General features: G+C 61.6%; 19 protein-coding genes and 1 tRNA gene. 15 read left to right on the top strand and 5 right to left on the bottom strand.

What is annotated here, in order from left to right; all coding sequences use genetic code 11:
• Window positions 1-11: 11 nt before the first annotated feature.
• Together E8Q41_RS21470 and E8Q41_RS21465 are read right to left on the bottom strand one after the other, a co-directional pair.
• Window positions 12-1,085 carry an ABC transporter ATP-binding protein gene (locus E8Q41_RS21470; RefSeq protein WP_137157616.1) on the bottom strand — a complete coding sequence of 358 codons (1,074 nt, stop codon included), beginning with the start codon at window positions 1,083-1,085 and terminating at the stop codon, window positions 12-14.
• Window positions 1,086-1,191: 106 nt separating this feature from the next.
• Entirely contained in the window at window positions 1,192-2,097 is a 906-nt protein-coding gene (locus E8Q41_RS21465) for a LysR substrate-binding domain-containing protein (RefSeq protein WP_137157615.1), read from the bottom strand.
• Window positions 2,098-2,244: 147 nt separating this feature from the next.
• Between E8Q41_RS21465 and E8Q41_RS21460 the strand changes: the two genes are divergently transcribed.
• From E8Q41_RS21460 to E8Q41_RS21445, 4 genes are read left to right on the top strand one after another with little or no spacing between them, the layout of a single operon-like run.
• Window positions 2,245-3,816, top strand: coding sequence for an amidohydrolase (locus E8Q41_RS21460; protein WP_137157614.1), 1,572 nt, complete (start codon window positions 2,245-2,247; stop codon window positions 3,814-3,816).
• A 46-nt stretch (window positions 3,817-3,862) separates the two neighbouring features.
• Entirely contained in the window at window positions 3,863-4,786 is a 924-nt protein-coding gene (locus tag E8Q41_RS21455; RefSeq protein ID WP_137157613.1) for a dimethylarginine dimethylaminohydrolase family protein, read from the top strand.
• Between the two features lie 17 nt (window positions 4,787-4,803).
• Complete coding sequence (locus E8Q41_RS21450) at window positions 4,804-5,952, top strand: alpha-hydroxy acid oxidase (protein ID WP_137157612.1); 1,149 nt, start codon at window positions 4,804-4,806, stop codon at window positions 5,950-5,952.
• Window positions 5,953-5,959: 7 nt separating this feature from the next.
• The gene (locus E8Q41_RS21445; RefSeq protein ID WP_137157611.1) at window positions 5,960-7,333 is read left to right on the top strand and encodes an FAD-binding oxidoreductase; all 1,374 of its coding nucleotides are present in this window, start codon (window positions 5,960-5,962) and stop codon (window positions 7,331-7,333) included.
• Window positions 7,334-7,345: 12 nt separating this feature from the next.
• Here E8Q41_RS21445 and E8Q41_RS21440 read toward each other — a convergent pair whose 3' ends face one another.
• Complete coding sequence (locus tag E8Q41_RS21440; protein WP_137157610.1) at window positions 7,346-8,152, bottom strand: phosphodiesterase; 807 nt, start codon at window positions 8,150-8,152, stop codon at window positions 7,346-7,348.
• 238 nt (window positions 8,153-8,390) lie between these two features.
• Entirely contained in the window at window positions 8,391-9,749 is a 1,359-nt protein-coding gene (locus E8Q41_RS21435) for an aspartate aminotransferase family protein (protein WP_137157609.1), read from the bottom strand.
• A gap of 194 nt (window positions 9,750-9,943) precedes the next feature.
• Between E8Q41_RS21435 and E8Q41_RS21430 the strand changes: the two genes are divergently transcribed.
• The 10 genes from E8Q41_RS21430 to E8Q41_RS21385 all read left to right on the top strand — a co-directional run bounded on the left by E8Q41_RS21430 (window position 9,944) and on the right by E8Q41_RS21385 (window position 23,021).
• Window positions 9,944-11,302 carry a glutamine synthetase family protein gene (locus tag E8Q41_RS21430; RefSeq protein WP_137157608.1) on the top strand — a complete coding sequence of 453 codons (1,359 nt, stop codon included), beginning with the start codon at window positions 9,944-9,946 and terminating at the stop codon, window positions 11,300-11,302.
• Window positions 11,303-11,411: 109 nt separating this feature from the next.
• On the top strand, window positions 11,412-13,079 hold the full coding sequence (locus tag E8Q41_RS21425; protein ID WP_137157607.1) for an amidohydrolase: 1,668 nt from the start codon (window positions 11,412-11,414) through the stop codon (window positions 13,077-13,079).
• A gap of 249 nt (window positions 13,080-13,328) precedes the next feature.
• The gene (locus E8Q41_RS21420) at window positions 13,329-14,414 is read left to right on the top strand and encodes an ABC transporter ATP-binding protein (protein WP_137157606.1); all 1,086 of its coding nucleotides are present in this window, start codon (window positions 13,329-13,331) and stop codon (window positions 14,412-14,414) included.
• A 4-nt stretch (window positions 14,415-14,418) separates the two neighbouring features.
• Window positions 14,419-15,339: an ABC transporter permease gene (locus tag E8Q41_RS21415; RefSeq protein WP_137157605.1), complete on the top strand. Its 921-nt coding sequence runs from the start codon at window positions 14,419-14,421 to the stop codon at window positions 15,337-15,339.
• Window positions 15,332-16,138 carry an ABC transporter permease gene (locus tag E8Q41_RS21410; protein WP_137157604.1) on the top strand — a complete coding sequence of 269 codons (807 nt, stop codon included), beginning with the start codon at window positions 15,332-15,334 and terminating at the stop codon, window positions 16,136-16,138. The genes E8Q41_RS21415 and E8Q41_RS21410 overlap by 8 nt, the downstream gene beginning before the upstream one ends.
• Before the next feature lie 33 nt (window positions 16,139-16,171).
• Window positions 16,172-17,188, top strand: a complete 1,017-nt coding sequence (locus E8Q41_RS21405) for an extracellular solute-binding protein (RefSeq protein ID WP_246660283.1) — start codon at window positions 16,172-16,174, stop codon at window positions 17,186-17,188.
• A gap of 68 nt (window positions 17,189-17,256) precedes the next feature.
• Window positions 17,257-18,288 carry a histone deacetylase family protein gene (locus E8Q41_RS21400; RefSeq protein WP_137157602.1) on the top strand — a complete coding sequence of 344 codons (1,032 nt, stop codon included), beginning with the start codon at window positions 17,257-17,259 and terminating at the stop codon, window positions 18,286-18,288.
• A gap of 156 nt (window positions 18,289-18,444) precedes the next feature.
• On the top strand, window positions 18,445-21,684 hold the full coding sequence (gene amt, locus E8Q41_RS21395) for an ammonium transporter (protein WP_246660276.1): 3,240 nt from the start codon (window positions 18,445-18,447) through the stop codon (window positions 21,682-21,684).
• Between the two features lie 93 nt (window positions 21,685-21,777).
• Window positions 21,778-21,852: transfer RNA gene (locus tag E8Q41_RS21390), tRNA-Val, on the top strand.
• A 308-nt stretch (window positions 21,853-22,160) separates the two neighbouring features.
• Window positions 22,161-23,021 carry an Abi family protein gene (locus tag E8Q41_RS21385; protein WP_137157601.1) on the top strand — a complete coding sequence of 287 codons (861 nt, stop codon included), beginning with the start codon at window positions 22,161-22,163 and terminating at the stop codon, window positions 23,019-23,021.
• A 280-nt stretch (window positions 23,022-23,301) separates the two neighbouring features.
• On the opposite strand, the gene E8Q41_RS26005 is transcribed toward E8Q41_RS21385, so the two are convergent.
• Entirely contained in the window at window positions 23,302-23,517 is a 216-nt protein-coding gene (locus E8Q41_RS26005; RefSeq protein WP_246660287.1) for a hypothetical protein, read from the bottom strand.
• Between E8Q41_RS26005 and E8Q41_RS21380 the strand changes: the two genes are divergently transcribed.
• Window positions 23,449-24,105 carry a serine protease gene (locus tag E8Q41_RS21380; RefSeq protein WP_246660282.1) on the top strand — a complete coding sequence of 219 codons (657 nt, stop codon included), beginning with the start codon at window positions 23,449-23,451 and terminating at the stop codon, window positions 24,103-24,105. The genes E8Q41_RS26005 and E8Q41_RS21380 overlap by 69 nt on opposite strands.
• Window positions 24,106-24,740: the final 635 nt, after the last annotated feature.

Genomic DNA, 24,740 nt, shown 5'->3' with positions numbered 1-24,740 from the left:
CGGCCGGAAAGTCAGAGAAAGTAGCCGCGCTCCTCAGGCCAGCACGCGAAAGCGCGGGCGCCTGGAACGAAATCCGCAGGCGTCAGATGCGTCGGCAATTCCGCCACCACGGCCGCGCCATCGGTGGTGACGGCCGAGAAACGGGTGACGCCGCCGAGATAGGTCGACGATGTCAAAGTCACGGGCAGGGCGTTGCCGTCGGCGCCGCGTGTCGATGTGAGCGTGATATATTCTGGCCTGATGGCAATGGTGTTCGACAGCGAGCCGGCGTCGGGCGCAAGCCGGATGATCTCGCCGGCGCAACGGGCCACATAACCGTCGCCGCTGAAAATCGCGTCGGTGACGGGCAGGATGTTGATGTCGCCGAGAAACTCGGCGACGAAGCGATTGGACGGCCGGTCGTAGATTTCCCGAGGAGCCGCCACCTGCTGCAATTGGCCATGGTTGAAGATCGCCACCCGGGTCGACAGCGCCAGCGCTTCCGACTGATCATGCGTCACGAAGACGAAGGTGGTGCCGGTTTCCTTGTGCAGCCGGCGCATTTCCTCCTGCATCGAGCCGCGCAAATTCTTATCGAGCGCTGAAAAGGGTTCGTCGAGCAGCAGCACGGAGGGTTCGAAGGCGAGCGCGCGGGCGAGCGCCACGCGCTGCTGCTGGCCGCCGGAGAGATCGGCCGGGCGCTTCTTCTCATGGCCGCGCAAGCCGACGGTGTCGACCATCTGGTCGACGCGCGCCTTGATCTCGGCGGGACTGCGGCCCTGCACCTGCAGCGGAAAGGCGATGTTTCTCTCGACCGTCATATGCGGAAACAGGGCGTAGCCCTGAAACACCATGCCGAAGCCGCGTTTTTCGGCCGGCAGCCGGGTAATGTCTGTCCCGTCCCTGGTGAGGGCTCCGGAATTCGCCTGGATGAACCCTGCAAGGATCATCAGGAAGGTGGTCTTGCCGGAGCCGGATGGCCCGAGAAGCGTCAGGAACTCGCCGCGTCCGATGGTCAGGGACACATCGTGAAGCGCTTTAAAATTCCCGTAAGTCTTGCCGATCCCTTGGGCGGAAAGTTCGGCCGCCCGTGTCGCAGTCTGCATCGCCGTTCCCTTTTTTTGAGGAGCCTATGGGCGATGCTTCCCTTGCACAAACGAAATCTTTTCGCCCTACCGACAAATTAAATTCACCTTCACCGCCATTTCTGCCTCATGCTCTTCGCTGCGCTGCATCATTTTTCATCACCTCCGATTTTAACCAGGAGGAAAAGGCGGCGACGCTTTGATTGTCGGCCTTGGCTTCGGAGACAACGAGATAATAGGCGCGGCTCGACTGGATGTTGATGTCGAAGGGGCGGACGAGATGGCCGAGGTCCATGGCGCTGCGGCAAATAAATTCATCGCCCATCGCTACGCCCTGACCGGCCATGGCGGCGGCATAGACCAGGTTCATGTCCGAAAACACGATGCCGCTTTGCGCCAGCGATCGGTCCAGCCCGGCCTGCGTTAGCAAAAACTCCCAGTCTTCGTGATCGACAAGATGGAGTAGCGTGAGCTTGCCGATATCGGCCAGGCCCGACAGCGCCGCTCCTCTGTTGAGAAGGACCGGGCTGCAGAGCGGCGTGAACTCCACCTCGGCCAGCAGTTCCACCTGCATCTCCGGCCAATGGCCATGACCGAAGGCGATGAAGACGTCGACATCGGGATTGGAGACGTCGTCGAGGCGGCCCGGCGTGGTGATCGACAGGCGCACATCGGGATGGATCTCGGTGAAGCCGCCCACCTGGGCGCAAAGCCAGCTGGAGGCGAAGCCCGGCGGGCAGGAGACCTTCACCGAACCGGTGACGCCGCGATTGGCGTGGCGGACCGCCGAGCCGGCGATCGTGGTCAAGGCTTTGCGCACATCCAGCGCATAGCCGAGGCCCTGTTCGGTGAGTTCCACCTTGGTGCCGATTCGGTTGAGAAGCTGGAAGCCGAGATCGCGTTCGAGCAGGCGTAACTGATGGCTCACGGCCGACCGTGTCAGATTGAGCTCGTCGGCCGCCTTCCAGACGGAGCCGTGGCGGGCGAAGCTTTCCAGAGCACGCAGCGCTTGCGTGGAGGGAATACGGGTCATGATCAGTCTCCCATGCTGACCCAAGGCTAGCCAAATCTTGGGCATTGGTGAACCGAATTTGCACGAGCCCGGAAAACAATTCACTTTTTCGAATAAGCGACTTGCGCTGTAGTGGCCAGTGACAGCGATACCCGAGGAGAATAGGCCATGGCCGATACAGCGGCGCAAGCCCATGCCCTAGCCCAAATCGATGCGACGTCGTCGACGCGTTCCGCCTGGACCGCGACGATCTTCGATTTCGGCGAGACGGCCTGGCGCGAATATCGCTCCGCCGAATGGTATGTGAAGATCCTCCGGGCGAACGGGTTTACCGTCGAGGAAAGCTCCGCCGGCATGCCGACCGCCTTTGCCGCCGAGTGGAGCAATGGGTCCGGCCCGTCGCTCGGTCTCTACGCCGAATACGACGCCGTGCCGGGCAACTGCCAGGCGGCGGCGGTTGAAAAGCGGCCGCGCGAGGGTCTCAGCGTTCACGCCGGTGGGCATACGGATCCGCATTCGGGTCTCGGCACGGCGGGGCTCGCGGCGCTGTTCGCCATCAAATCGGCGATGGAGCGGCATGACGTCAAGGGCACGCTTCGCTTCACCGGCGAGGCGGCCGAAAAGGTGCGCGGCTCCAAGCCCATCCATGCCGCCAAGGGTTACTATGACGGGCTCGACGCCATCCTGTCCTTCCATCCTTTCTATATGCTGCCGATGTGCAACACGGTTCGGCTGGAGACGCATTGCGGCGCCGCCTATTCGATGATCTATCGATTCATCTGCGATGAGCCCGAGGGTTGGGGACGTTCCGATGGCGCGCCGATCCCGCAGGCGCATTCCGCCGTGCGCGCGCCGGGCGCCAATGACGCACTGATGCTGATGTATATGTCTTCCAAGGGCCTGCGCGAATCCATGCTGCCGCATATGGGTGGGTGGTCGGTGTCTGAAGCCATTCTGACCGCTGGGCAGGCGACCGCAGACAATCTTCCGGCTGGGCTCGCCGAGATCCAGTACATGCTGCGCATGCCAACGATCGACATGGCCGAGCAGGTGATCGCTGTGCTCGACCGCAATTCCGAGGCGGCGGCGAAAATGTCAGGCTGCCGGGTCGAGCGGCATTGGGTGTGCAAATCTCGGCCCGGTCTGCCCAATCTCGCTTTGGCCGGAACGGTGTGGGAGACGATCCAGGCGGTGGGGGCGCCTCAGTGGGATGAGCCGGCCCGCGAGATCGCTCGCGCCGTACAAGAGAATTGTGGCGTCGAGCCGATGCAAAATCCATTCCTCGACGAATGCGAGAGGCTGATTGATCCCGAAGAGGCCGAGGCGATCCTGCGCCGCGATCTCGCGCCGTCGCAGACGCATTCGACCTCGGACGACTACACCGATATGAGCTGGCACGCGCCGCTCGCCCGCTTCTACATCGCCCGGCCCACGCTCAAGGGACCGAATGGTTTTCGCTATCCTGCCTGGGCGATGAATGCGCTTGGCGGCATCCCCGAGACCATCGACCCAATGGTGACGACGGCGGCGAAAGTGCTGGCGCATGCGGGCTTGCGCATCCTCGAAGATCCCGCCGCGCGCGCCGCCGCCAAAGCCGAGTTCGACGCCCGCACCGGCGGCGGGGTCAGCGGCGACCGATGGCTTGCCCCGCTCTGCGATTACGACCCGCCCATCCAGTTCCGCTGGCCCGAATATATCGAGACGCCGCGCGGTCGCGACTGGTGGATACCCTCTCTTTGATCCCTCGACCTTCGACCCTTGCCCCCGAAACCCAGGAGACCCGATCATGACCAGCCCCTTCAACGAGCCTTTCTCACTTCAGCGCCGCAGCCTCACCGGAAACACCCCCAGGCTGACCGCCTGGGGCTTTCAGAACGAAACCGATCCGCTGACCGATGTGCTGCTCGGCTCGCCGGCCTATCTCCGCCACATGGCCACCAGTTCGCTGTCGCGCAAGCATCTGCGCGAGAACCCCTGCAACATTCAGGTGGCGCAAGCGCAGCACAAGGAGCTGGTGTCGGCCTATGAACATTTCGGCGTGCGCATTCACTGGCATGAGCCGACGCCGGAACTGCCGATGCAGGTCTATAGCCGCGACTCCTCGGTCATGACCCCTTATGGCGCGATCATCACCGCCATGGCGCAATGGTGGCGGCGCGGCGAGAATTACGCCGCCATCCGCACCTATGAGAAACTCGGCATCCCGATCTACGACATGGTCACCGCCGGCACGTTCGAAGGCGGCGACTTCAACGTCATCGAAGACGGCGTGGTGCTGATCGGTTGCGGCGGCGCCCGAACCCAGGAAGAAGGCGCCCGCCAGGTGAAAGAATGGTTCGACAAGGAAGGCTGGGAAACGCGGCTCGCCTTCATCGACGAATATTACGTTCATATCGACCTGATGGTGGTGCCGATCGCCGAGAAGCTGACCGCCGTTTGCCTTGACTGCACCGATCCCGCGATCGTAACTTGGCTGAAGGACAAGGGGCATGAGATCGTCAACGTGCCGTTCCAGGACACGATGGCGCTCGGCTGCAATTTCATGGCGCTCGGCAAGGACCGCATCATCGCCCCCACCACGAGCAAAACGTTGATCGAGCAGTTGAAGGCGCGTGGCTTCGAAGTGGCCGCCGTCGACACCAGCGAGATTTCCAAGACCGGCGGCGGAATCCACTGCATGGCGCAGGCCCTGAAGCGCGAAGCCGCCTGACACGCAGGAAGGCATTGATGGCCGATTTGAGCCGGCGCTACCCCTCGGTGGCGCATATGAAAGAAGAAGCCCGGACACGCATTCCGGGCTTCGCCTGGGAATACATGACCGGCGGGATCGGCCCCGAAGAGAATGTCCGGCGCAATGTCGACGATCTCCAGGCGGTGCAGATGATGCCGCGCTATTTGAACGGCGAGGCCGATGTTCCTCTGTTCTCGACATCGCTGTTCGGCGCGCAACTGGATGCGCCGTTCGGCGTGGCGCCGATGGGGTTGAACGGTCTGATCTGGCCGGGCTGCGAAAAGCCGATCGCCGCCGCCGCCCGTGCGCAGAACATCGTGCATGTGCTGTCGACGCATGCGACGCAATCGCTCGAGGATATGAAACGGCATTCCGGCGCGAGTGGCTGGTTCCAGCTCTATCCGCCCAACGATCCCGAGATGGAGAGCGATCTGATCCGCAAGGCGCGCGAGGCCGGCTATCAGGTGTTGGTCGTCACCGTCGACATTCCCGCGCCGACCCGGCGTGACCGCGATATCCGCAACGGGCTCTCGGTGCCGCCTGAGATTACGATGCGGACACTGTCGCATGTCTTGACGCGACCGCGCTGGCTCTTGCGGTTGGCCCAATACGGCATGCCGCATTTCCGCAATCTCGAACCCTATGCGCCGCCGGGTCTGAGCATCACCCAGCTCGGCGCCTTTCTCGGCAAGATCCTGTCCGGCCACATCACCGCCGACCGGCTGAAGCGCATCCGTGATCAATGGCCCGGAAAACTTGTCGTCAAGGGCGTGCTCGATCCCGATGAGGCCGCCATCTATATGGCCGCCGGCGCCGATGGCGTCATCGTCTCCAATCATGGCGGCCGTCAGTTGGACGCTGCGCCGTCGTCCGCCGCCATGCTGCCGAAGATCCGGGCGAAGCTCGGGCCGGAAGCGCTGGTGATGGTCGATGGCGGCGTGCGCTCCGGCCTCGACATTGCCCGGATGATCGCGCTCGGCGCCGATTATGTGTTTCTCGGCAGACCCTTCCTCTTCGCCGCGGCTGTCAGCGACGAGGGCCCGGCGCATCTGATCGACGTGCTCAAGCAGGAGCTGTTCGGCACGATGCAGCAGGTCGGCGCGGCGACGCTTTCGGACCTACCCTCTTTTCTCCATAAACCTTGAGACCGTCATGACCCAACCCTCCGACCCCTTGCTGCAGGATCTGCTCGACACGCTTGGGGAGGAGGTCGTGTTCAACGGAGACCGTATCCCGGGCAAAGCCAGGTCCGACGAGAGCCGCACCGGGCACGCCATGCCCTTGATCTATCTCCGGCCGCGCACGGTCGCCGAGGTGTCTGAGGCGCTGCGACTCTGCAACGCGGCGCGGTGGCCGGTCACCATTCAAGGGGGCATGACTGGTCTTGCCGGCGGCGCCAATCCCGAGGCCGGCGACGTGGCGCTGTCGCTCGATCGTCTTGCCGGCGTCGAAGAGATCGACCGGGATGCGGGCGCGATAACGGTATGGGCGGGGACGGTGCTGGAGACGGCGCAGAAGGCTGCGGAGGAGGCAGGCTTCCTGCTGCCGATCGATCTCGGCGCGCGCGGCTCCTGTCAGATCGGCGGTAATCTCGCCAACAATGCCGGTGGCGTCAGGGTCATTTCGCATGGCGTCACGCGCGACAATGTGCTCGGCCTCGAAGCGGTGCTCGCCGATGGCACGGTGATCTCCTCGCTCAACAAGATGCAGAAGAACAATACCGGCTATGACCTCAAGCAGCTGTTCATCGGCTCGGAAGGCACGCTTGGGGTCATCACGCGGGCGGTTCTCAAGCTCAAGCCTCTCGGCGAGGGCCGGGAAACCTGCCTTTGCGCGGTGGATAACTATGAATCCGCGGTGTCGCTATTGCATGCGGCGCGCAAGGGTATGGCGGGATTGTCAGCCTATGAGGTGATGTGGCGGGTCTTCTTCGAGTTCAGTTCAAAGGCCGAAGGGCTGCGCTTCTTCGAGGAAACCCCGCCCTTCGTCGTGCTCATCGAGCAGACAAGCGCTGCCTCGATCGAAGCTTTTCTCGAAACGGCGTTCGAACAGGAGCTGATTTCGGATGCGGTGATCGCCCAATCGGAGAAGCAGCGGCTCGACTTCTGGAAAGTGCGCGAGGGCTATGCGCTCGACCATCTGCCGGACCTGATGAATTACGACGTCAGCCTGCCGATCGGCGATTTGGACGCCTATTCCAAGGCCGTGACCGACGAGATGCTCGCCGCTTATCCGCAGGCGCATGTGTCGGTCTTCGGCCATATGGGCGACAGCAATATTCATCTCTGCATTTCGGTCGGAAAAGCAGACGAGGCCGATCATCACGCCGTCGACGCCATCGTCTATGACCATGTCAGGCTTTACAGGGGCGCCGTCTCGGCCGAGCATGGCGTTGGACGGTTGAAGCGGGCCTATCTCGGCCACAGCCGCAGCCCGGAGGAAATCGCCCTGATGCGGCGGATCAAGGCGGCGCTTGATCCGAACGGCATCCTCAATCCCGGCCGGGTGTTGCCGGCGGAGGGCTGAAACGCCTGTCGATCAATACCAGTCGTCTCGTTCTGCCTCCACCGGCATCCTTGCGGGACGGCGGTCGAGGAAGGCGTCGTTGTGGATGATCGTCTGTTCTTCGCTCAGGTGAACCACGGCATAGGCCGGCGGCTCGTCGCTATAGACTGTTTCCACCGATCCGCCGACCAAAGGCAATTGGTGATTGGTCGAAGGCAGGGCGGAATAGCCGATGCCGCGCCAGACGCCGGAGACGGCGCGATGGCCATGGCCGAAGAAGATATGCCTGACATCATAGCCCGAAATGATTTCCGCGAAATCCTCGGGATCATCGAGCATGATCTTGTCCATCAGCGGATGGGCGATGCCGAAAGGCGGATGATGCATGAAGAGATAAACCGGCTTGCCGTCGGCCGCATCCAGTTGCTCTGCCAGCCATTCGCGCCGCGCCGGGCAATAGAGACCGGCCGACGAGGGCGGTCCCTTGAGCGTGTCGAGGAACAGAAGCGACCGGCCATCCGCCTCGATGGCGAACTGGACGAAGCCGTTTTCATCCAGGGGGCGGTCGGAGAACACGGAGCGGAAATTCGCCCTGTCGTCATGATTGCCGAGAATGAGATGGCGGGGCAGGGGGAAACGCGCGAGCCGATCCTTGAGCCTTTGATAGGACGCTTCATCGCCCTTGTCGGTGAGGTCGCCGGTGATGGCGACGAACGCCGCATCGGCGTGATGCGCCTCGATATCGGCGAGACAGGCCTCGAACCGTTCGAAGGGATCGAGACCCCAGAGCGCGCCTCCCTCGGGGAGGAGATGAAGATCGGTGACGTGGATGAACTTCATGTGCGGCTCCCATGTGAGGCTTGCGTGTGGGTAGCGGATGGAGGCGTCAGGGATGTGACAAGCGGGGCTTGCTCAGGTTCGCGGGCGTGCAAGGCCCCTCATCCCCCTGCCGGGACCTTCTCCCCGCATCGCGGGGCGAAGGAGGATGGAGCGCCGACCGCGCCACGCTCGCCCTTCTCCCCGCAGTGCGGGGAGAAGGTGGCGGCAGCCGGATGAGGGGCCAGCCGCAACTTTGCTCTTACTTCCACTCTTTCCACGCCCCATCCAGCGCGGCCTTCAGCGTCTTGCCCATGAAATCCACTTCCTCTTCGGTGATGATCAGCGGCGGCGAGGCGAGCATGCGGTCGCCGGTGGCGCGCAGGATGAGGCCGTTTTCGACGCAGTGATTGCGCACCCAGGTGCCGATCGCGTCGGGCTTTTCGAAGCGCTCGCGGGTCTTCTTGTCCTTGGCCATCTGCAGGCCGGCCATCAGGCCGACGGCCTGGGTTTCGCCGACGAGATCGTGATCGGCGAATGCATGCCACGCTTTAGCCAAATAGGGGCCGATGTCGTCGCGCACGCGCTCGACGAGCTTTTCCTCTTCAATGATGCGGAGATTTTCAAGCGCGGCGACGGCGCAGACCGGATGGCCGGAATAGGTGTAGCCGTGGTTGAAGTCGGTCTGCATGATCACACTTGCGACGCGGTCGCTGACGAGCACGCCGCCGACGGGCAGGTAGCCCGAGGACAGGCCCTTGGCGACCGGCGCCATATCCGGCTCGAAGCCGAAATGCTGATGGCCGAACCAGCTGCCGGTGCGGCCGAAGCCGCAGATCACTTCATCGGCGACCAGCAGGATGTCGCGTTCCTTGCAGATGCGGGCGATCTCCGGCCAGTAGGTCGAGGGCGGCACGATGACGCCGCCAGCGCCTTGGATCGGTTCGGCGACGAAAGCGGCGACATTTTCCGCGCCCAGTTCGTCGAGCTTGGCTTCGAGTTCGCGGGCGACCCTCACGCCGAACTCTTCCGGCGAGAGATCGCCGCCCTCCGCATACCAATAGGGCTGGCCGATATGATGGATCTTCTCGATCGGGAGCGAGCCTTGTTCATGCATGTATTTCATGCCGCCGAGGCTGGCGCCGGCGACGGTGGAGCCGTGATAGCCGTTGCGGCGGGAGATGAAATGGGTCTTTTCCGGTTTGCCGAGCGCCGCCCAGTAGACGCGCGCCATGCGGAACCAGGTGTCGGTGGCTTCCGAGCCGGAATTGGTGAAGAAGACATGGTTGATGTTGGGGCCGGCATGGGCCGTCACCTTCTGTGCCAAGAGCGCGGTCGGCGGCGTCGTGGTGCCGAAGAAGGTGTTGTAATAGGGCAGTTCGTCCATCTGCGCCCGCACGGCGTCGGCGATCTCGGTGCGGCCATAGCCGATATTGACGCACCACAGGCCGGCGAAAGCGTCGAGATAGCGTTTGCCGTTGGTGTCGATGATGGTCGATCCCTCGCCGCGGGCGATCACGCGGGAGCCGGCCTCGTTCAGCTTCTTCATATCCGAGAAGGGATGGATGTGGTGGGCTGCGTCGATGGCGGCGATGTTGGAGAGCGCGGCGGTTCTGGTCATGTCATTCCCCCTTGCCGCAGAAAGCCCTCCCGGCTCCGGAGGGATGCAAGGCGGGGCATGCGGCGGTTTTGCCTGATTGAAAGGCGACGTGTTATCAGTTACCAAATTGGCCTGACTTCACGATTTTGGCAAGAGATCTGCGGCTTTTTGCCCGTTTCGCCAGATAAACCTGCTCAGCGAGGCCCAATTCCATCATGACATCATCGAGACCGGACGCCGGCCAATCGAACCCCGCGACGCCGCCGCGCATCGAAATTCTTCTGGTCGACATGAATGGCCGCCTGCGCGGCAAACAGATCCCGATCGAGGCCGAAGACAAGGTCTGGAAAGGCGCCGTGCGGCTGCCCGCCTCCACGCAATCGCTCGACATCTGGGGCGACGACAATGACGATCTCACCCAGATCTCCCTGACGCTCGGCGATCCCGACGGAGCTGTCATAGCTGACAGGGCCAGCCATCGGCCGATGCCCTGGGCGCCCAAGGGATCGAGCCAGACGCTCGCCACGATGCACACGCTGTCGGGCGCGCCGCATTTCTGTGATCCGCGCGCCAAGCTGGCTGCGATTCTCGAACGCTTCAAGGACAAGGGCCTGACGCCGGTGGTGGCCACCGAGCTCGAATTCTACGTGATGGAGGGATCGAGCCGCGAGACCGGCGTGCCCATGCCGCCGTCGATCCTTACCTGCAAGGGCGCGCCCAACGGCTTCCAGCTTTACGAGATGGACGCGGTCGACAGCATGCAGCCCTATCTCGATCTCGTGCGCGCTTATTGCGCCGAGATGGGCCTGCCGGCCGACGCCACCACGGCGGAATTCGGCGCTGGCCAGTATGAGATCAACCTCAACCACAAGGCCGACGCCATGGCGGCGGCTGATGACTGCATCTATCTCAAGCGGGTGGTCGAGCAGGCGGCGCGCAAGATGGGGCTGAAATCCACCTGCATGGCCAAGCCCTATTCCGATCAGGCCGGCTCCGGCCTGCATGTGCATGCGAGCCTGATCGACAAGGACGGACGCAATGTGCTGGACGCCAAGGGCGGAGAGCCGACGCTCCTCAAATCCGTCACCGCCGGCATGCTGAAGACCATGCGCGAGAGCCAGTTGCTGTTTGCGCCCTTCGCCAATTCCTATCGCCGCTTCCAGCCCAGCTCTTTTGCGCCCGTCGATATCGACTGGGGCTTCAGCCATCGCGGCACGGCGGTGCGCATTCCAGAAAAGGATGGGCCGGGCGCGCGCGTCGAGCATCGCGTCGCCGGCGCCGACGCCAATCCCTATTTTCTGCTGACCGCCATTCTCGGCGGCATGCTGCTCGGATTGGAAGAGACGCTCGATCCCGGTCCGGCGACCTCGCCCGAAGGCGGTCCCGAAAATCCCGAGCGTTTGACGCATGACTTCCTGACAGCGGTCGAGGCTTTCGCGTCCTCCGCCTTCATCGGCGACATTCTCGGCAGCGAATATCAGAAGCTCTATGCCGACACCAAGCGCAAGGAAGCGCTGACCTTTCTTCGCACCGTCTCCGACTTCGACTACCGCACCTATCTGCCGCGGATTTGAGAGGTCTGAGCCCCGATCTTTTTTAGGCGTGCGCCCTCTGGCGCGCGCCTGTGGTTTTTATGGGGATCTGCTAAGCCTAACCAGAATCAGCCAGCCTTCGGAGTCGCTCATGTCCGGCATCACCCCCATCCTGATCGAAAACGCGTCCATCCTGACCATGGACCCGGCCAATCCGCGCGCCGAAGCGGTCTATGTCGCCGATGGCAGGATCGTCGGCGTCGGTTCGAACGCCGCCATGCGGGCGATTGCGGACAAGGGCGCCCGGATCATCGACGCCGGCGGCAAGACGCTGACGCCCGGGCTTTCGGAAAACCATCTGCACCTCTTCTCCGGCGCCGCAGAGCTCGACCATCTGCAGCTTGCGGGCGTCGAGGGCTTCGAGGCGCTGAAGGAAAAGGCGCTCGCTTACGGCGCCGCCATGCCGGATGAGGCGGTGCTCTATGGTCAGGGCGCCAATTACACCGTGCTGGGCGACGAGCGCATGACGCGTCATCACCTCGACCGGATCTTCCCGGACCGCCCTTTCGCTGTTTTCGCCCATGATCATCATACGCTCTGGGCCAACACCAAGGCGCTGGAATTCGGAGGGCTCCTGCATGGGCTCAAGGTTCGTCCGGGCAATGAAGTGGTGATGGGCGAGGACGGACTGGCGACCGGGGAGTTGCGCGAGATGGAGGCCTTTGGTCCGCTGTTGCGCGCTTCGGGCTTCGAGCGCTACCGGCTCGGTCTCGCCACCGGCGGCGAGCCCGATCCTTATCCTGAAGGCGACGAATACGAGAAGGACATCGCCGTGATGCGGCGCGGGCTCGATTATTGCGCCCGGCACGGCTTCACCTCGCTGCAATGCATGGACGGCAATCTCTACCAGCTCGAACTGCTCGCCGAGATCGAGAAGCGCGACGGCTTCCTGCCGCTGCGGGTGCGCATTCCCTTCCACTACAAGAGTTTCATGGACCTGCCGATGCTGGAAAAGGCGTCAGCGATGGCGGAGGCCTACAACTCCGATTTTCTCTCATCCGGCACGGTGAAATTGTTCCATGACGGCGTGATCGACAGCTGGACGGCGGTGATGATCGAGCCCTACGCCAACAAGCCCGACGCCTATGGCGAAAGCCTGTTCGAGCCCGACCAGTTCCGCGACGTGGTGATCGAGGCTGATCGCCGGGGCCTGCAGATCGCCGTGCACGCCATCGGCGACGGCGCGGTGCGCGCTGTGCTCGACGCCTATCAGGCGGCGCGCGAGGCCAATGGCCCGCGCGACAGCCGCCACCGCATCGAGCATATCGAAGTCATCCATCCCGATGATATCGGCAGGTTCAAAGAGTTGGGCGTCATCGCCTCGATGCAGCCGGCGCATGCGCCGGGCGTGATGTCTCTGGCGCTCGAGCCGACGATTTCGATGATCGGGCGCGATCGCTGGGCCTATTCCTATGCCTGGCGGACGATCAAGGACGCCGGCGCGCATATTCCCTTCGCCTCGGATTGGCCGGTGTCGCCGATCGACCCCCTCTATTCCGTGCAGGCGGCGATGACGCGGGACACGTGGCAGGACAGCGATCCCGAACAGCGCTTCACGCTTGAAGAGTCGCTCGCCGCCTATACCGCCGAGGGCGCCTATGCGGAATTCAGCGAGGATCGCAAGGGTATGATCAAGCCGGGCTATTTCGCCGATCTCACCTTGTTCGGCGCCGATCTCGAAGCCCGCGATCCGCAGGATGTTTATGGCGTCACGCCGGCGCTCGTCGTCTGTGGCGGGCGCGTTACCTATTCGGCTTGACCCCCCACCGAAAATGCATCGGCGTCTCAGACTTAAAAATTTTAGGTCTCGGACGCCGAAAACAGAGTTGTCAATTTCGTTTCGCTGTGGTCAGTTAATCGGGCGATCGCTGAAAACAGCATTTCAAAAAATGAGAAAAAACAAAGCGATCCGGGGAACATCTTCATGCTGGCGCCTCATCTTGGAGGCAATTTGCGTGGGCGGAGAGCGTCATAACGATGCGCACCGAAACCTGGGATGTAATTTAGAATGAGTAGCACCAACGCGATCGATATTCGCGGCGTTACAAAATATTACGGCCATGGCGAGTACCGCGTGGCGGCCGTGCGGGAAGCCAATCTCTCCATCCGGCAAAATGAATTCTTCACGCTTTTGGGCCCGTCCGGCTGCGGCAAGACCACGCTGCTCCGAATGATCGCGGGCTTCGAATTTCCGCAGGAAGGCGAGCTGATCCTTTATGGCGAGAACATCGCCGAGATGCCGCCCTTCCAGCGGCCGATCAATACGGTTTTCCAGAACTACGCGCTTTTTCCGCATATGTCGGTGGCCGACAATATCGGCTTCGGATTGAAGATGCTCGGCAAGCCGAAGGCGGAGATCCAGGCGCGGGTCGCCCAGATGCTCAAGCTTGTGCGCATGGAGCATCTCGCCGGCCGCGCCACCAGCCAACTGTCCGGCGGCCAGCAGCAGCGCGTGGCGCTCGCCCGGGCGCTTGCGCCGGCGCCCAAAGTTCTGTTGCTTGACGAGCCGCTGTCGGCGCTGGACTACAAGCTCCGCAAGGAAATGCAGGTGGAGCTCAAGCGGCTGCAGGCCGAAACCGGCATCACCTTCATTTTCGTGACGCATGACCAGGAAGAAGCGCTGACGATGTCGGACCGCATCGCGGTGATGTCGGCCGGCCGCATCCTGCAGGTCGGCGCGCCGCGCGACATCTACGACCGCCCCGCCGATCGCTTCGTGGCCGATTTCATCGGCGAGACGAATTTCCTCAAGGGCAGGATCGGCGCGATCGAAGCCGGCGCCGCGAAGGTCGATCTCGCCTGCGGCGTCTCCCTTGCCGGGCCGCTTCCCGATGGCGCGTCCGCCGGCGACGACGTGACGGTGATGATCCGGCCAGAACATAGCCGGTTGACCCGCGAGGGCGGCGCCTTGGCCGGAGAGGTCGCGTCGATCGTCTATTTCGGCACCGACACCTATTTCAACCTCCGTCTTTCCGACGGTTCGATCTTCACCGTGCGCCAGCAGAACCGGCCGGGCGAGGAAAGCGCTGTCGAAGAGGGCCAGACCCTCGGCGTCGCCTTCCCCGACGCCGCGATCCGCGTGTTGAGGGGCTGAGACCATGGCGCGTCACGAGGCTCTCATCGAGGCGCAGCAAAGACGGGATGTTCGCAACCGCTGGCTTCTGTCATTGCCGGCGCTTTTGATCATCCTGTTCGCCGCCACCGGCCCGCTGCTCATCGTTCTCGTCTATTCCTTCCTGACGCCCGGCCAGTATGGCGACGTCGAATGGAAATTCTCGACCGAATCCTGGGTCGGCGTCGTGCTGCAGCGGGATATTTTCGACGACACGCTGACCATTGCCGATGCGCATGTGTCGATCTTCCTGCGCTCGCTGCAATTGTCGGTTCTGACGACGCTGCTGACCCTGTTTCTCGGCTTTCCCACCGCCTATTTCATCGCCACGCGCCCGGCGAATAGCCGGGATCTCTGGGTGTTTGCGATCACCATTCCCTTCTGGACCAATCTTCTCATCCGCACCTTTGCGATGCTGGAAGTGATCCGGAACCAGGGCCTGATCAACACGCTCCTGATGAAGCTGGGCGTGATCGACGCGCCGATCCAGATGCTGTTCACCGACGGCGCGATCCTGGCCGGCATGGTCTATGTCTATCTGCCGCTGATGGTGCTGCCGCTCTACGCCAGCATGGAGAAGCTCGATTTCAGGCTGGTGGAGGCCGGATACGACCTCTACGCAACGCCGTTCCAGGTGCTCCGGCGCATCATCATCCCGCTCGTCAAGCCGGGGATGATCGCGGGCTCCATCCTGGTCTTCATCCCCTCGCTCGGGGCCTATGTGACGCCCTCCATCCTTGGCGGCGGCAAGAACCTGATGCTCGGCAACCTGATCGAATTGCAATTCGGCCAGGGGCGCAACTGGCCGCTGGGGGCTGCGCTGTCCATCGTGATGATGGCGCTGGTGATGGTGGCGCTGATCGCCTATGTCCGGAATTCCGGCTCGATGGAGAAGAGCCATGGCTAACCGTGTCTTCGACGTCCGCCGTCAGCGCGGCTTCACCACGATCGCTCTCTTCTCCTTCTTCGCGCTCTATGTGCCGATTGCGGTCCTGGTGGTGTTTTCCTTCAATGCGGGCGAGAGCATTTCCGAATGGGGCGGCTTTTCGCTGGATTGGTATCGGTCCGCGCTCGGCAATATCCAGGTGATCGAGGCGGCGGCGCGCTCCTTCCAGATCGCAACTGTGGCGGCGCTGGTGGCGACTGCGGTCGCCACGCTGGCGGCGGTGGCCATGACAAGGACAGAGCCCTATCGCGGGCTGACCGCCAAATACGCCTTCATCAATTTGCCCTTGATGGTGCCGGAAATCGTCACGGCCGTGGCGTTGCTGATCTTCTTCTCCCGGCTCAAAATGTGGACCGGCTATTCCGGCATGGGCTATCTGATCGCCGCGCACACGGCCTTCTGCGTGCCCTTCGCCTATCTGCCGGTTCGCGCCCGCCTCGAAAGCATGGACAACACGCTCGAGCGCGCGGCGGCGGATCTCTACGCCACGCCGGTCAAGGCCTTCCGCTACATCACCCTGCCGCTGCTCTGGCCGGGCATCATCGCCGGCTTCATGCTGGCCTTCGTCATTTCGCTCGACGATGTCGTCATCACCGAATTCGTCAAATCCGGCGGGCAGGATACGCTGCCGACCTATATGCTCGGCCAGATCCGCCGCGGCACGACGCCTGAGGTCAACGCCATTTCCACGATGTTCCTGCTGCTGTCCTTGGTGGCGGTGACCATCTTCTTCTTCATCAACAGAAAACGCAGTTCATAAAGGAAGGGAACCAAGATGATACTGGGACGAAAAATGCTGGCGGGCTTCGCCATGCTGATGGCGTCGGCGAGCTTTGCCCATGCCGACGGAGAATTGCACATCTACAACTGGGGCAACTACACCAGCCCCGAACTGATCAAGAAATTCGAGACGAAGTACAACGTCAAGGTCACCATCACCGACTACGACTCCAATGACACCGCCCTCGCCAAGGTTCGTCAGGGCGGAACCGGCTTCGACATCGCCGTGCCCAGCCAGAGCCATCTGCCGATCTGGATCAAGGAAGGCCTGATCCAGGAAACCGATCCCGGCAAGATGGAGAACGCCAAGAACATTTCTCCCGAATGGGCCAATCCCGACTTCGATCCCGGCCGCAAATATTCGGTTCCGTGGCAGTGGGGTTCGGTCGGCGTGGTGGTCAACACCGACGTCTACAAGGGTCCTGCCGACAGCTGGGGCATTCTTTTCGATCCGCCGGAAGAGCTGAAGGGCAAGATCAACATCGTGCCTGAGATGTCCGACGTGGTTTTCGCGGCTATCGCCTATAACGGCGGCAAGCTCTGCGAGACGGACAAGGCGATCCTCAAGAAGGCGCGCGACACCCTGGTGAAGGCCAAGCCGAACTGGGTGGCGATGGAATACAACACCATCGAAAAGATGACCGCCGGCGACTTCGCCGCGACATCGGACTGGAACGGTTCGGCGTTGCGCCAGCGGCTCGCCAAGCCGAACATCCACTACTTCTATCCAAAGGAAGGCATCACCTTCTGGTCCGACAACGTCGTCGTGCTGAAGGAAGCCAAGAATGTCGAGAACGCCAAGCTGTTCCAGAACTTCATCATGGATCCGGAAAATGCGGCGATGATCTCGGCCTTCGCGCGCTATTCCAACGGCATCGCTGGCTCCGACAAGTTCATGCCCGCCGACATGAAGGGCGCCCCCGAACTCAACCCGCCGGCCGACGTCAAAGCCAAGGCCGAGTTCATGAGGCTCTGCGATCCCGCCACGCAGGATCTCTACACCAAGATCTGGACCGAACTGCAGAAGTAAGGTCCGTTCAAGTCTGTCCCGCCGCGACACAGGTCGCGGCGGGTTTTCATTCAACGGAATTCCTCGCCATGAAAACGATATTCTCGCCCCGTCATCTGGGACACGCCAACAATCTCGAACTCGTCGCCGGCGCCATCGTGCCGGCTTTCGAGATGCCCTCGCGGGCTCAGTTCATCCATGACCGCATCCTGGAGGTCGGGCTCGGCCCGATCCTGGGGCCGGATGAGTACACGCTCGACACCGCCGCCCGCGTCCATCGTAAGGATTTCCTCGATTTCCTGCCGACGGTCTATCCGCGCTGGAAAGAGGCGGGACGCGACGGCACCGCGCTGCCTTTCACCTGGCCGACGCGCGGCCTGCGCGGCGATGTCGTGCCTGATTTCATCGACGGCGCGCTCGGTTATTACTCGTTCGACGCCGGCATCGGCATGGTGGAAGGCTCCTGGGACGCGATCAAGTCCTCTCACGACGTGGCTATGACGGCGGCCGCGCTCGTCAAGGGTGGCGAGACGGCGGCTTACGCGCTTTGCCGTCCGCCGGGCCATCACGCCGGCGCCGGCTTCATGGGCGGCTACTGCTTCATCAACAACGCCGCCGTCGCCGCGCAGTGGTTCCTCGATCAGGGGGCGTCGCGCGTGTCGATCCTCGATGTCGACTATCACCACGGCAACGGCACGCAGGAGATCTTCTACCGCCGCAAGGATGTGCAGGTCATCAACTTCCACGCCGATCCGATGCAGGAATATCCCTATTTCCTCGGCCACAAGGACGAGATCGGCGAAGGAGAGGGCGAAGGTTTCAACCTCAATTATCCCTTGCGCTGGGGCACGACATTCGACGCCTGGAGCGAGGCGCTGGAAGACGGCTGCCGCAAGCTTGCCGATTACGCGCCCGATGTCGTCGTCGTCTCGCTCGGCGTCGACACATTCGAGAAGGACCCGATCAGCAAATTCAAGCTGAAGACGGAGGATTTTCCGAAGATCGGCGCGCGCATCGCCAAACTCGGCCTGCCGACGCTCTTCGTCCAGGAGGGCGGTTATGCCGTCGCGGACATCGGCGTCAACGCCGTGGGCGTGCTGCAGGGCTTCGAAGGCGCCTGATCTGATATCGAAGGCCGGCGCAAGCCGGCCTGTCTTACCTGCTTTGTTTCTAAAATACGCATTACTATCAGCAGGATAATGAGCGACCTGCGTCAAAATGAAACGATAATTTAATGTCATGGGGCTAGTTTTCGCCGGACCATACCGGGATGACCCATGTTCAGAGTACTGTTTTCGCGTCTGTCACCCCTCGTTTTTGCGTTCGCGGCCATGTTGTGGACCACGCCTGCTGTCGCGTCGGCCGCCGAAGACGACATGTCCTACAAGGCGCAGATCGACCTGGCATGGCTGATGACGGCGTCGTCGCTGGTGATGATGATGCAGGTGGGTTTCCTGCTTCTTGAAGCCGGCATGGTCCGGTCGAAGAATTCGATCAACGTTGCGCAGAAAAACCTGCTCGATTTCGTCTTCGGCATCGTCGCTTTCGCCTCCGTCGGTTTCATGATCGCGTTTGCGCCTTCCGCCGGCTGGCCGTTCGGTCTCAGCAAAGAGTTTTTCATGCTGGGCGGTCTCGAACCCTGGGAAGCGGGCTTCTTTGTCTTCCAGGTGATGTTCTGCGGCACGGCGGCGACGATTGTTTCCGGCGCGGTGGCCGAGCGGATGAAGCTGTCGGCCTATGTCGCCGGCTCCATCTTCATGTCGGCGATCATCTACCCCGTCTTCGTGCATTGGGCCTGGGGCGGGGCGCTCGCGCCATCCTCCGGCGCCTTCCTCTCCAATCTCGGCTTCGTCGATTTCGCCGGCTCGACCGTGGTGCACGCCACCGGCGGCTGGGTGTCGCTCGCCGCCTGCCTGGTGATCGGCGCGCGCCGGAACCGTTTCCGCGAAGACGGATCGATCACCCGGATTTCCGGTCACAGTCCGGTGTTGTCCACCACGGGCGCTTTCCTGCTGTTCTTCGGCTGGCTGGGCTTCAACGGCGGCTCCACGCTCCGCATGAGCGCCGACGTGCCGATGATCATCCTCAACACGGTGCTCGCCGGCGGCATGGGCGCGTCCGTGGGTTATATCATGGGGTTGCGCAACGGCGTCATCCTGCCCGAAAAGTCCTTCACCGGCATGTTGGGCGGCCTGGTGGCGGTCACCGCCGGCTGCCATATCCTGACGCCCGCCGGCGCTTTGGCGATCGGCGCCGCCGGTTCGGCGGCCGCGGTGTGGAGCACCCATGCGATCGAACGTTATCTGCGCATCGACGATGCCGTGGGCGCAGTGGGGGTGCATGCCGTCGCCGGTCTCATCGGCACGCTGCTGCTCGCCTTCCTCGCGCCGGTCGACAATCTGCCGAATGGCGGTCGCTGGGCGCAGTTCGAGATCCAGTTGCTGGGCTCCGCAATCAATTTTCTCTGGGCTTTTTCGATGGGCTACGCCTTTTTCTGGCTCCTCGACAAGGTTTCGCCGATCCGCGTCACTCCGGAAGCGGAAGATATCGGCCTCAATGTCGCCGAACACGACACCCGTCTCGGCGTCGGTCATGTCGAGACGGCGCTGACCGATCTTCTCAATGGCTCCGGCAATCTCAAGCACCGGTTGCCCGACGACAATGGCGGCGAGGCGGAAACGTTGACCGGCCTGTTCAACCGGCTGATGGATACGCTCGAAGAGCGTGAAAAGGAGCGGCTCGATGTCGAGCACGCCAAGCGCGACCTGCAGGAGGCCGATCGCGTCGCGGCTCTCGCCAATGCCGCGCTCGAGGCCATTCTGGTCCATATCGGCGGCACGGTCGTCGACGCCAATGATCAGTTCAGCAAGCTCTTCGGCGGCCCGCGTCACGACGTCATCGGGCGCCATCTCCTCGACTTCGTGCCTGAGGAGGAGGCGCAGCGGCTCCGATCAAGGCTGGGCGCGCCGGGCGAACAGACGTTCGAGACGATCATGGTGAGCGTGGAGGATGAACACATCCCGATCGAAGTGCGCAGCCGCGATATCCATTATCGATCGCAGCAGGCCCGGGTGGTCTGCATCATCGATCTCAGGGAACGCAAGGCGGCCGAGCAGCGCATTCGCTACATGGCCCAGCACGACCCGTTGACCAACCTGCCGAACCGGGTGCTGTTCAACGAGGAACTGGCGCGACGCACCGCCGCGACGGCGCATGGCGCGGCGCATGCGCTGGCGCTGGTCGACATCGATCATTTCAAGGACATCAACGACGTCTACGGCCACCAGGCGGGCGACAAGGTGATCTGCGAAGTGGCGCGCCGTCTGGCCGACATCTCTGGCAACAACACGATGGTGGCGCGGTTGGGAGGCGACGAATTCGGCGTCATCGTTTTCAACACCGCGTTCGAAAATCAACTGACGGATCTCGGATTCCGCTTGGTGCGCGCCTTCCGGACGCCGGTAGACATCGGCGGCGGCGCCGTCTGCCCGGTCAGCGTGAGCATCGGCATGGCGCGCAGTCCCGATCACGCCCAGACGCCGGACGACCTCATCGCGCTCGCCGACATCGCGCTTTATGAATCCAAGAATGCCGGCCGCAATCGCTGGACCATTTTCCGCCCCGGCATGAACGAATTGACGGAAAAGCGCCGGGAACTCGAGGCCAAACTCGCCCAGGCGCTGGAGCGCGAGGAATTCGAACTTTATCTGCAGCCGCGCGTGGACGCCGCCACCGCCTCGATTTCCGGCTATGAGGCGCTGCTGCGCTGGCGCGACGCCGAGGGGCAGATGATCAGCCCCGCCGACTTCATTCCGGTCGCCGAAGCCTCGGGGCTGATCGTGCCGATCGGCCTCTGGGTGGTTTCCGAAGCATGCAGGCTGCTCGCCGAACAGATCCCCGAGGGCAAGCTCAGCGTCAATGTCTCGCCGTTGCAGTTCCGCCAACCCGGCTTCGTCGACTCGCTCGTGGCGATCGTCGGCGGAGCGGGCGTCTCCACCGACCGGCTGGAACTCGAGATCACCGAAAGCGTGCTGATTGACGACGACGCGCGCGCGCTGGCAATCCTGCAGGAACTCAAGCGCAAGGGCTTCGAAATCGCGCTCGACGATTTCGGCACCGGTTATTCGTCGCTTTCCTATCTCAGCCGTTTTCCCTTCGATACGATCAAGATCGATCGCAGCTTCGTCGCCAATCTCGACGAGGCCGAAAGCTCGGGCGTCATCATCCGCACCATTGCCGAACTGGGTCGCGGGCTCGGCATGACGCTGGTCGCCGAAGGCGTCGAAACCATCGAGGCGGCGCGCTTCCTGACGCAGATCGGCTGCCATGAATTGCAGGGCTATCTGCTGGGGAAACCTGCGCCCGCCGAATCGCGCGCCACCCATGTCGACGCCGCCGCCGCCGAGGTTATTTTGTCCGCCGCCAGCGCCGCCTCCACCTTCAGCCAGGATCTCAAGGACGCCGCCGACCGGCTGAAACTCGCGGGCTCCGAAATCCCGCTCCAGAAAACCGCATGATAACAACGCCGGCGCTTGCATTCCCCCCGCAAAGCTGTTAGAGGCTGCGCACCGCAAACGGGAAGCGAGCTCCGGCTGGTTTTTCAATAGGATGGGCGTGTAGCTCAGCGGGAGAGCACTTCGTTCACACCGAAGGGGTCACAGGTTCGATCCCTGTCACGCCCACCATCCTTTATAGGTCGCCACATGAGATGCGACTGTCGCCTTACTAGATGCGACTCCTTGCCTCATAAAATGCGACTCGTAGTTTGAATTCCCGCGATATTGGCGGCGAGGCTTGCGGTGTTTTCCCTCGGCTCGTTTACCTGAAGTTGATCATTGCGCCTTATAGAAATTGCTGAATTAATTGTGGTGACCTAGAAGATTTCTCTTGATTTTTGGGAACGAGATGAGCATATTCATCTGGCTACGGGTCACCACACGTCCGAAAGGACGTGCAACAGGGTGGCCCTTCTCGTTTTTGAGGTCGACGTCTGATGGCGCGTCGACCTTATACCAAACTCCATCAAAATCCAGCTCAGTTAACGCAGCATCTCATCAGCTGCGGCCTCCCTTTGCCAGGGCGCACCCGAAATTTCGCGGAAAAGAAGATTGCCCAAATCGGATATGAGCGCCTGCGCATCTATTTTCGTAGCAGACGTCAAGTAAGCCTACCGGGTAAACCATTCATCCCTGGAACTAAATTCCGGGATATAATAGCGTTATACGAGTTTGATGAGCGGCTTAGGCTGTTTTGTTTCCTTCACACGGGCCGATTTGAAGTCACGCTCCGAAATCAATTATCCGAAATAATGTCACGCCGTCATGGTTCACATCCATACTTTGACAACGCTGGCTTCCAGACCCCGAAAACACGGGCCGCGACCTTAGGGCGTCTTTCAGATATATTTTACAAGAAGAACGATCAGCGAGCGCGGCACTATTTCGACGAATATAATCCTCCAATGCTCCCCCCAATCTGGGTGCTCAAAGAGTTCATGACATTTGGAAATCTAAGTCATGCCATGGAGCAAGTATCCAACACTGTCAAAAACGACCTCGCTGCAGCGTTCGGACTACCGACCTATGAACTGCTGGAAAACTGGGTCAAGGCCCTGAATGACCTTCGAAATATTTGCGCACACCATGATCGGCTATTTAACCGGTCTTTTCAGAAACAGCCTAGAAAGTACCTGACCGGAAACGTCCCTTCAAGTTCCCCAAACAAACTCAAGGGATTGCTTGAGTGTTTAGAATACCTCCTCTCAACTCAGGGATTTGGCGACCCAATCGTTGCTGAAGTCGCTAAAATGATCACGAAGTGCCCTTCCGTGATTCCTAGTGAACTGGGATATTAGTTTTTCTAGTTTTTGACCCCCAGTATGTACTGCGTTCTTCTCTAGGTCTCCGGCCACTTGCTTTTGAAGCTCGCAAAGCGGAGTCGCATCTTGTCTGGCGAAGCGGCCTCTGAGTCGCATCTCATCAGGCGACGAGTCGCGTCAGCGGTGGGCTGGGGCGTAGTTTTTCCTAACGAAAACAACACCGCCGAGTCGCATCTTATTTGGCGAGCTACATCCTTTACTGAATTTCCAAACCAAAAACTTTCGGTCACACATGCGATCGCTGCGATTTTCCCTGTCATTTCTCTGTCTTGTTGCTGGATGGCAGGATGTCGCCGCCGGCGTGATCGGCAAGGACAGAAGACAGCCGATTTCGGCCTATGCCGCCTCGGTCAAAAAGTCCGAAGCGGATGTTCGGAAAGAATTCGCCGCGAGCGGACGCATCATGTGTCCGTTCAACGAGGCGTCGGCTTTCCTCGTGCATCAGGGCGATGTCATCCTGACGGCGCGGCATGTGATTTTTCCCGAAAGAAGCATGGTCAGATATGCCGGTCGTCCAGCCCTGGGAAATTGCGGTTTCGAGGTCACGGACGGCAAGACGTCGCAATGGTATCGGATCGATGTCAAGGCGATCATTTATCCCGATGATCGACAAAGGTCGTTTACGGACCGCTTCGACTGGATCGCCATGAAGCTCGCCGAACCGATCCCCGGAGTAAAGCCGTACAAGCTTCCGGTCCGCCCTGCGGCGGTCAAGGATAAGGTGACGGCGGTGTCGATCCGGCAGGATGGCTTTCCGTTCCAGGATTGGAATGAACGGATCGTCTCGGAATGTCAGGTCCGCAAGACATGGGCCATCGACGGCATATCAGGCAGTGGTCTCGAGACCGATTGCGACCTGACAATGAAGTCCTCTGGATCCCCCGTTCTCCGGCGAACGGATGACGGTTGGGACGTCGTCGGAATTGCGTCATCCGGGACGGCCGACTGTCCAAAGTTTCGCAGCAAGCGTTGCGCGAACTGGGCGGTGGGATTGACCGATGCGGTCGCGGACGCCGTTCGCAAATTGGCGGCGATGCCGAGCGGCGCGACCAAAAATTAATCGCAAGAGTAGCAACGGTCGGATCTTGCGCTGGCGAGCGTCATTCCTACATGATCGGACGTCTCGTTCTATTTCCGGATCCGCGGCCATTCCTCCCTCTGTAAAATATCTGCTCTTTGCACTGTACACGCCCACTGCCGCTGGGTTCGGTCTTCTTCCTTATCTACGTTACATCCAGCCATGGCTTGCCCGTATGCTCGGTTCAAGTTGGGCATGGACGGTGATCGCGGCCTATGCGGGCGCTGCTGCTGCAGGCTGCTTTCTCGCACGTCGGATTTATTTCGAATGGACGGACGAGGCTCCTCCACCGCCCGGAACAATTCACATGTTCGATGGCTACGAGGGGGAAGCTCCCTTTCCCGTCGAGGTCGGCCGAAGCATTGATCCGGAAGAGAATACGACGGCGTTCGCGCCTCCAAGACGACATCCGTCCGACGAAAATGGACCGGACGTGTCCTGAGGTGGTTCAGCTTCGTTTGGGCTGAATGTCTCGCTTGTCGTTCTGAACCTTCTTTTCCCCCTGCCGCGCCAGTTCGCGATCGATGACGGCCGGATCGCCTTCGGCGGCGTTCTGGTTGGCGGCGGGTCTTGGTTCTTAGGGCATAACGCTTCTCCAAAGGAAAAGAGCGGGACGA

It is taken from the genome of Rhizobium sp. FKL33 (assembly GCF_005222915.1).
GTDB lineage: Bacteria > Pseudomonadota > Alphaproteobacteria > Rhizobiales > Rhizobiaceae > Rhizobium_E.
The sequence above is the reverse complement of the archived record's forward strand: the minus strand, read 5'-3'. Positions and strand labels throughout refer to the sequence as shown.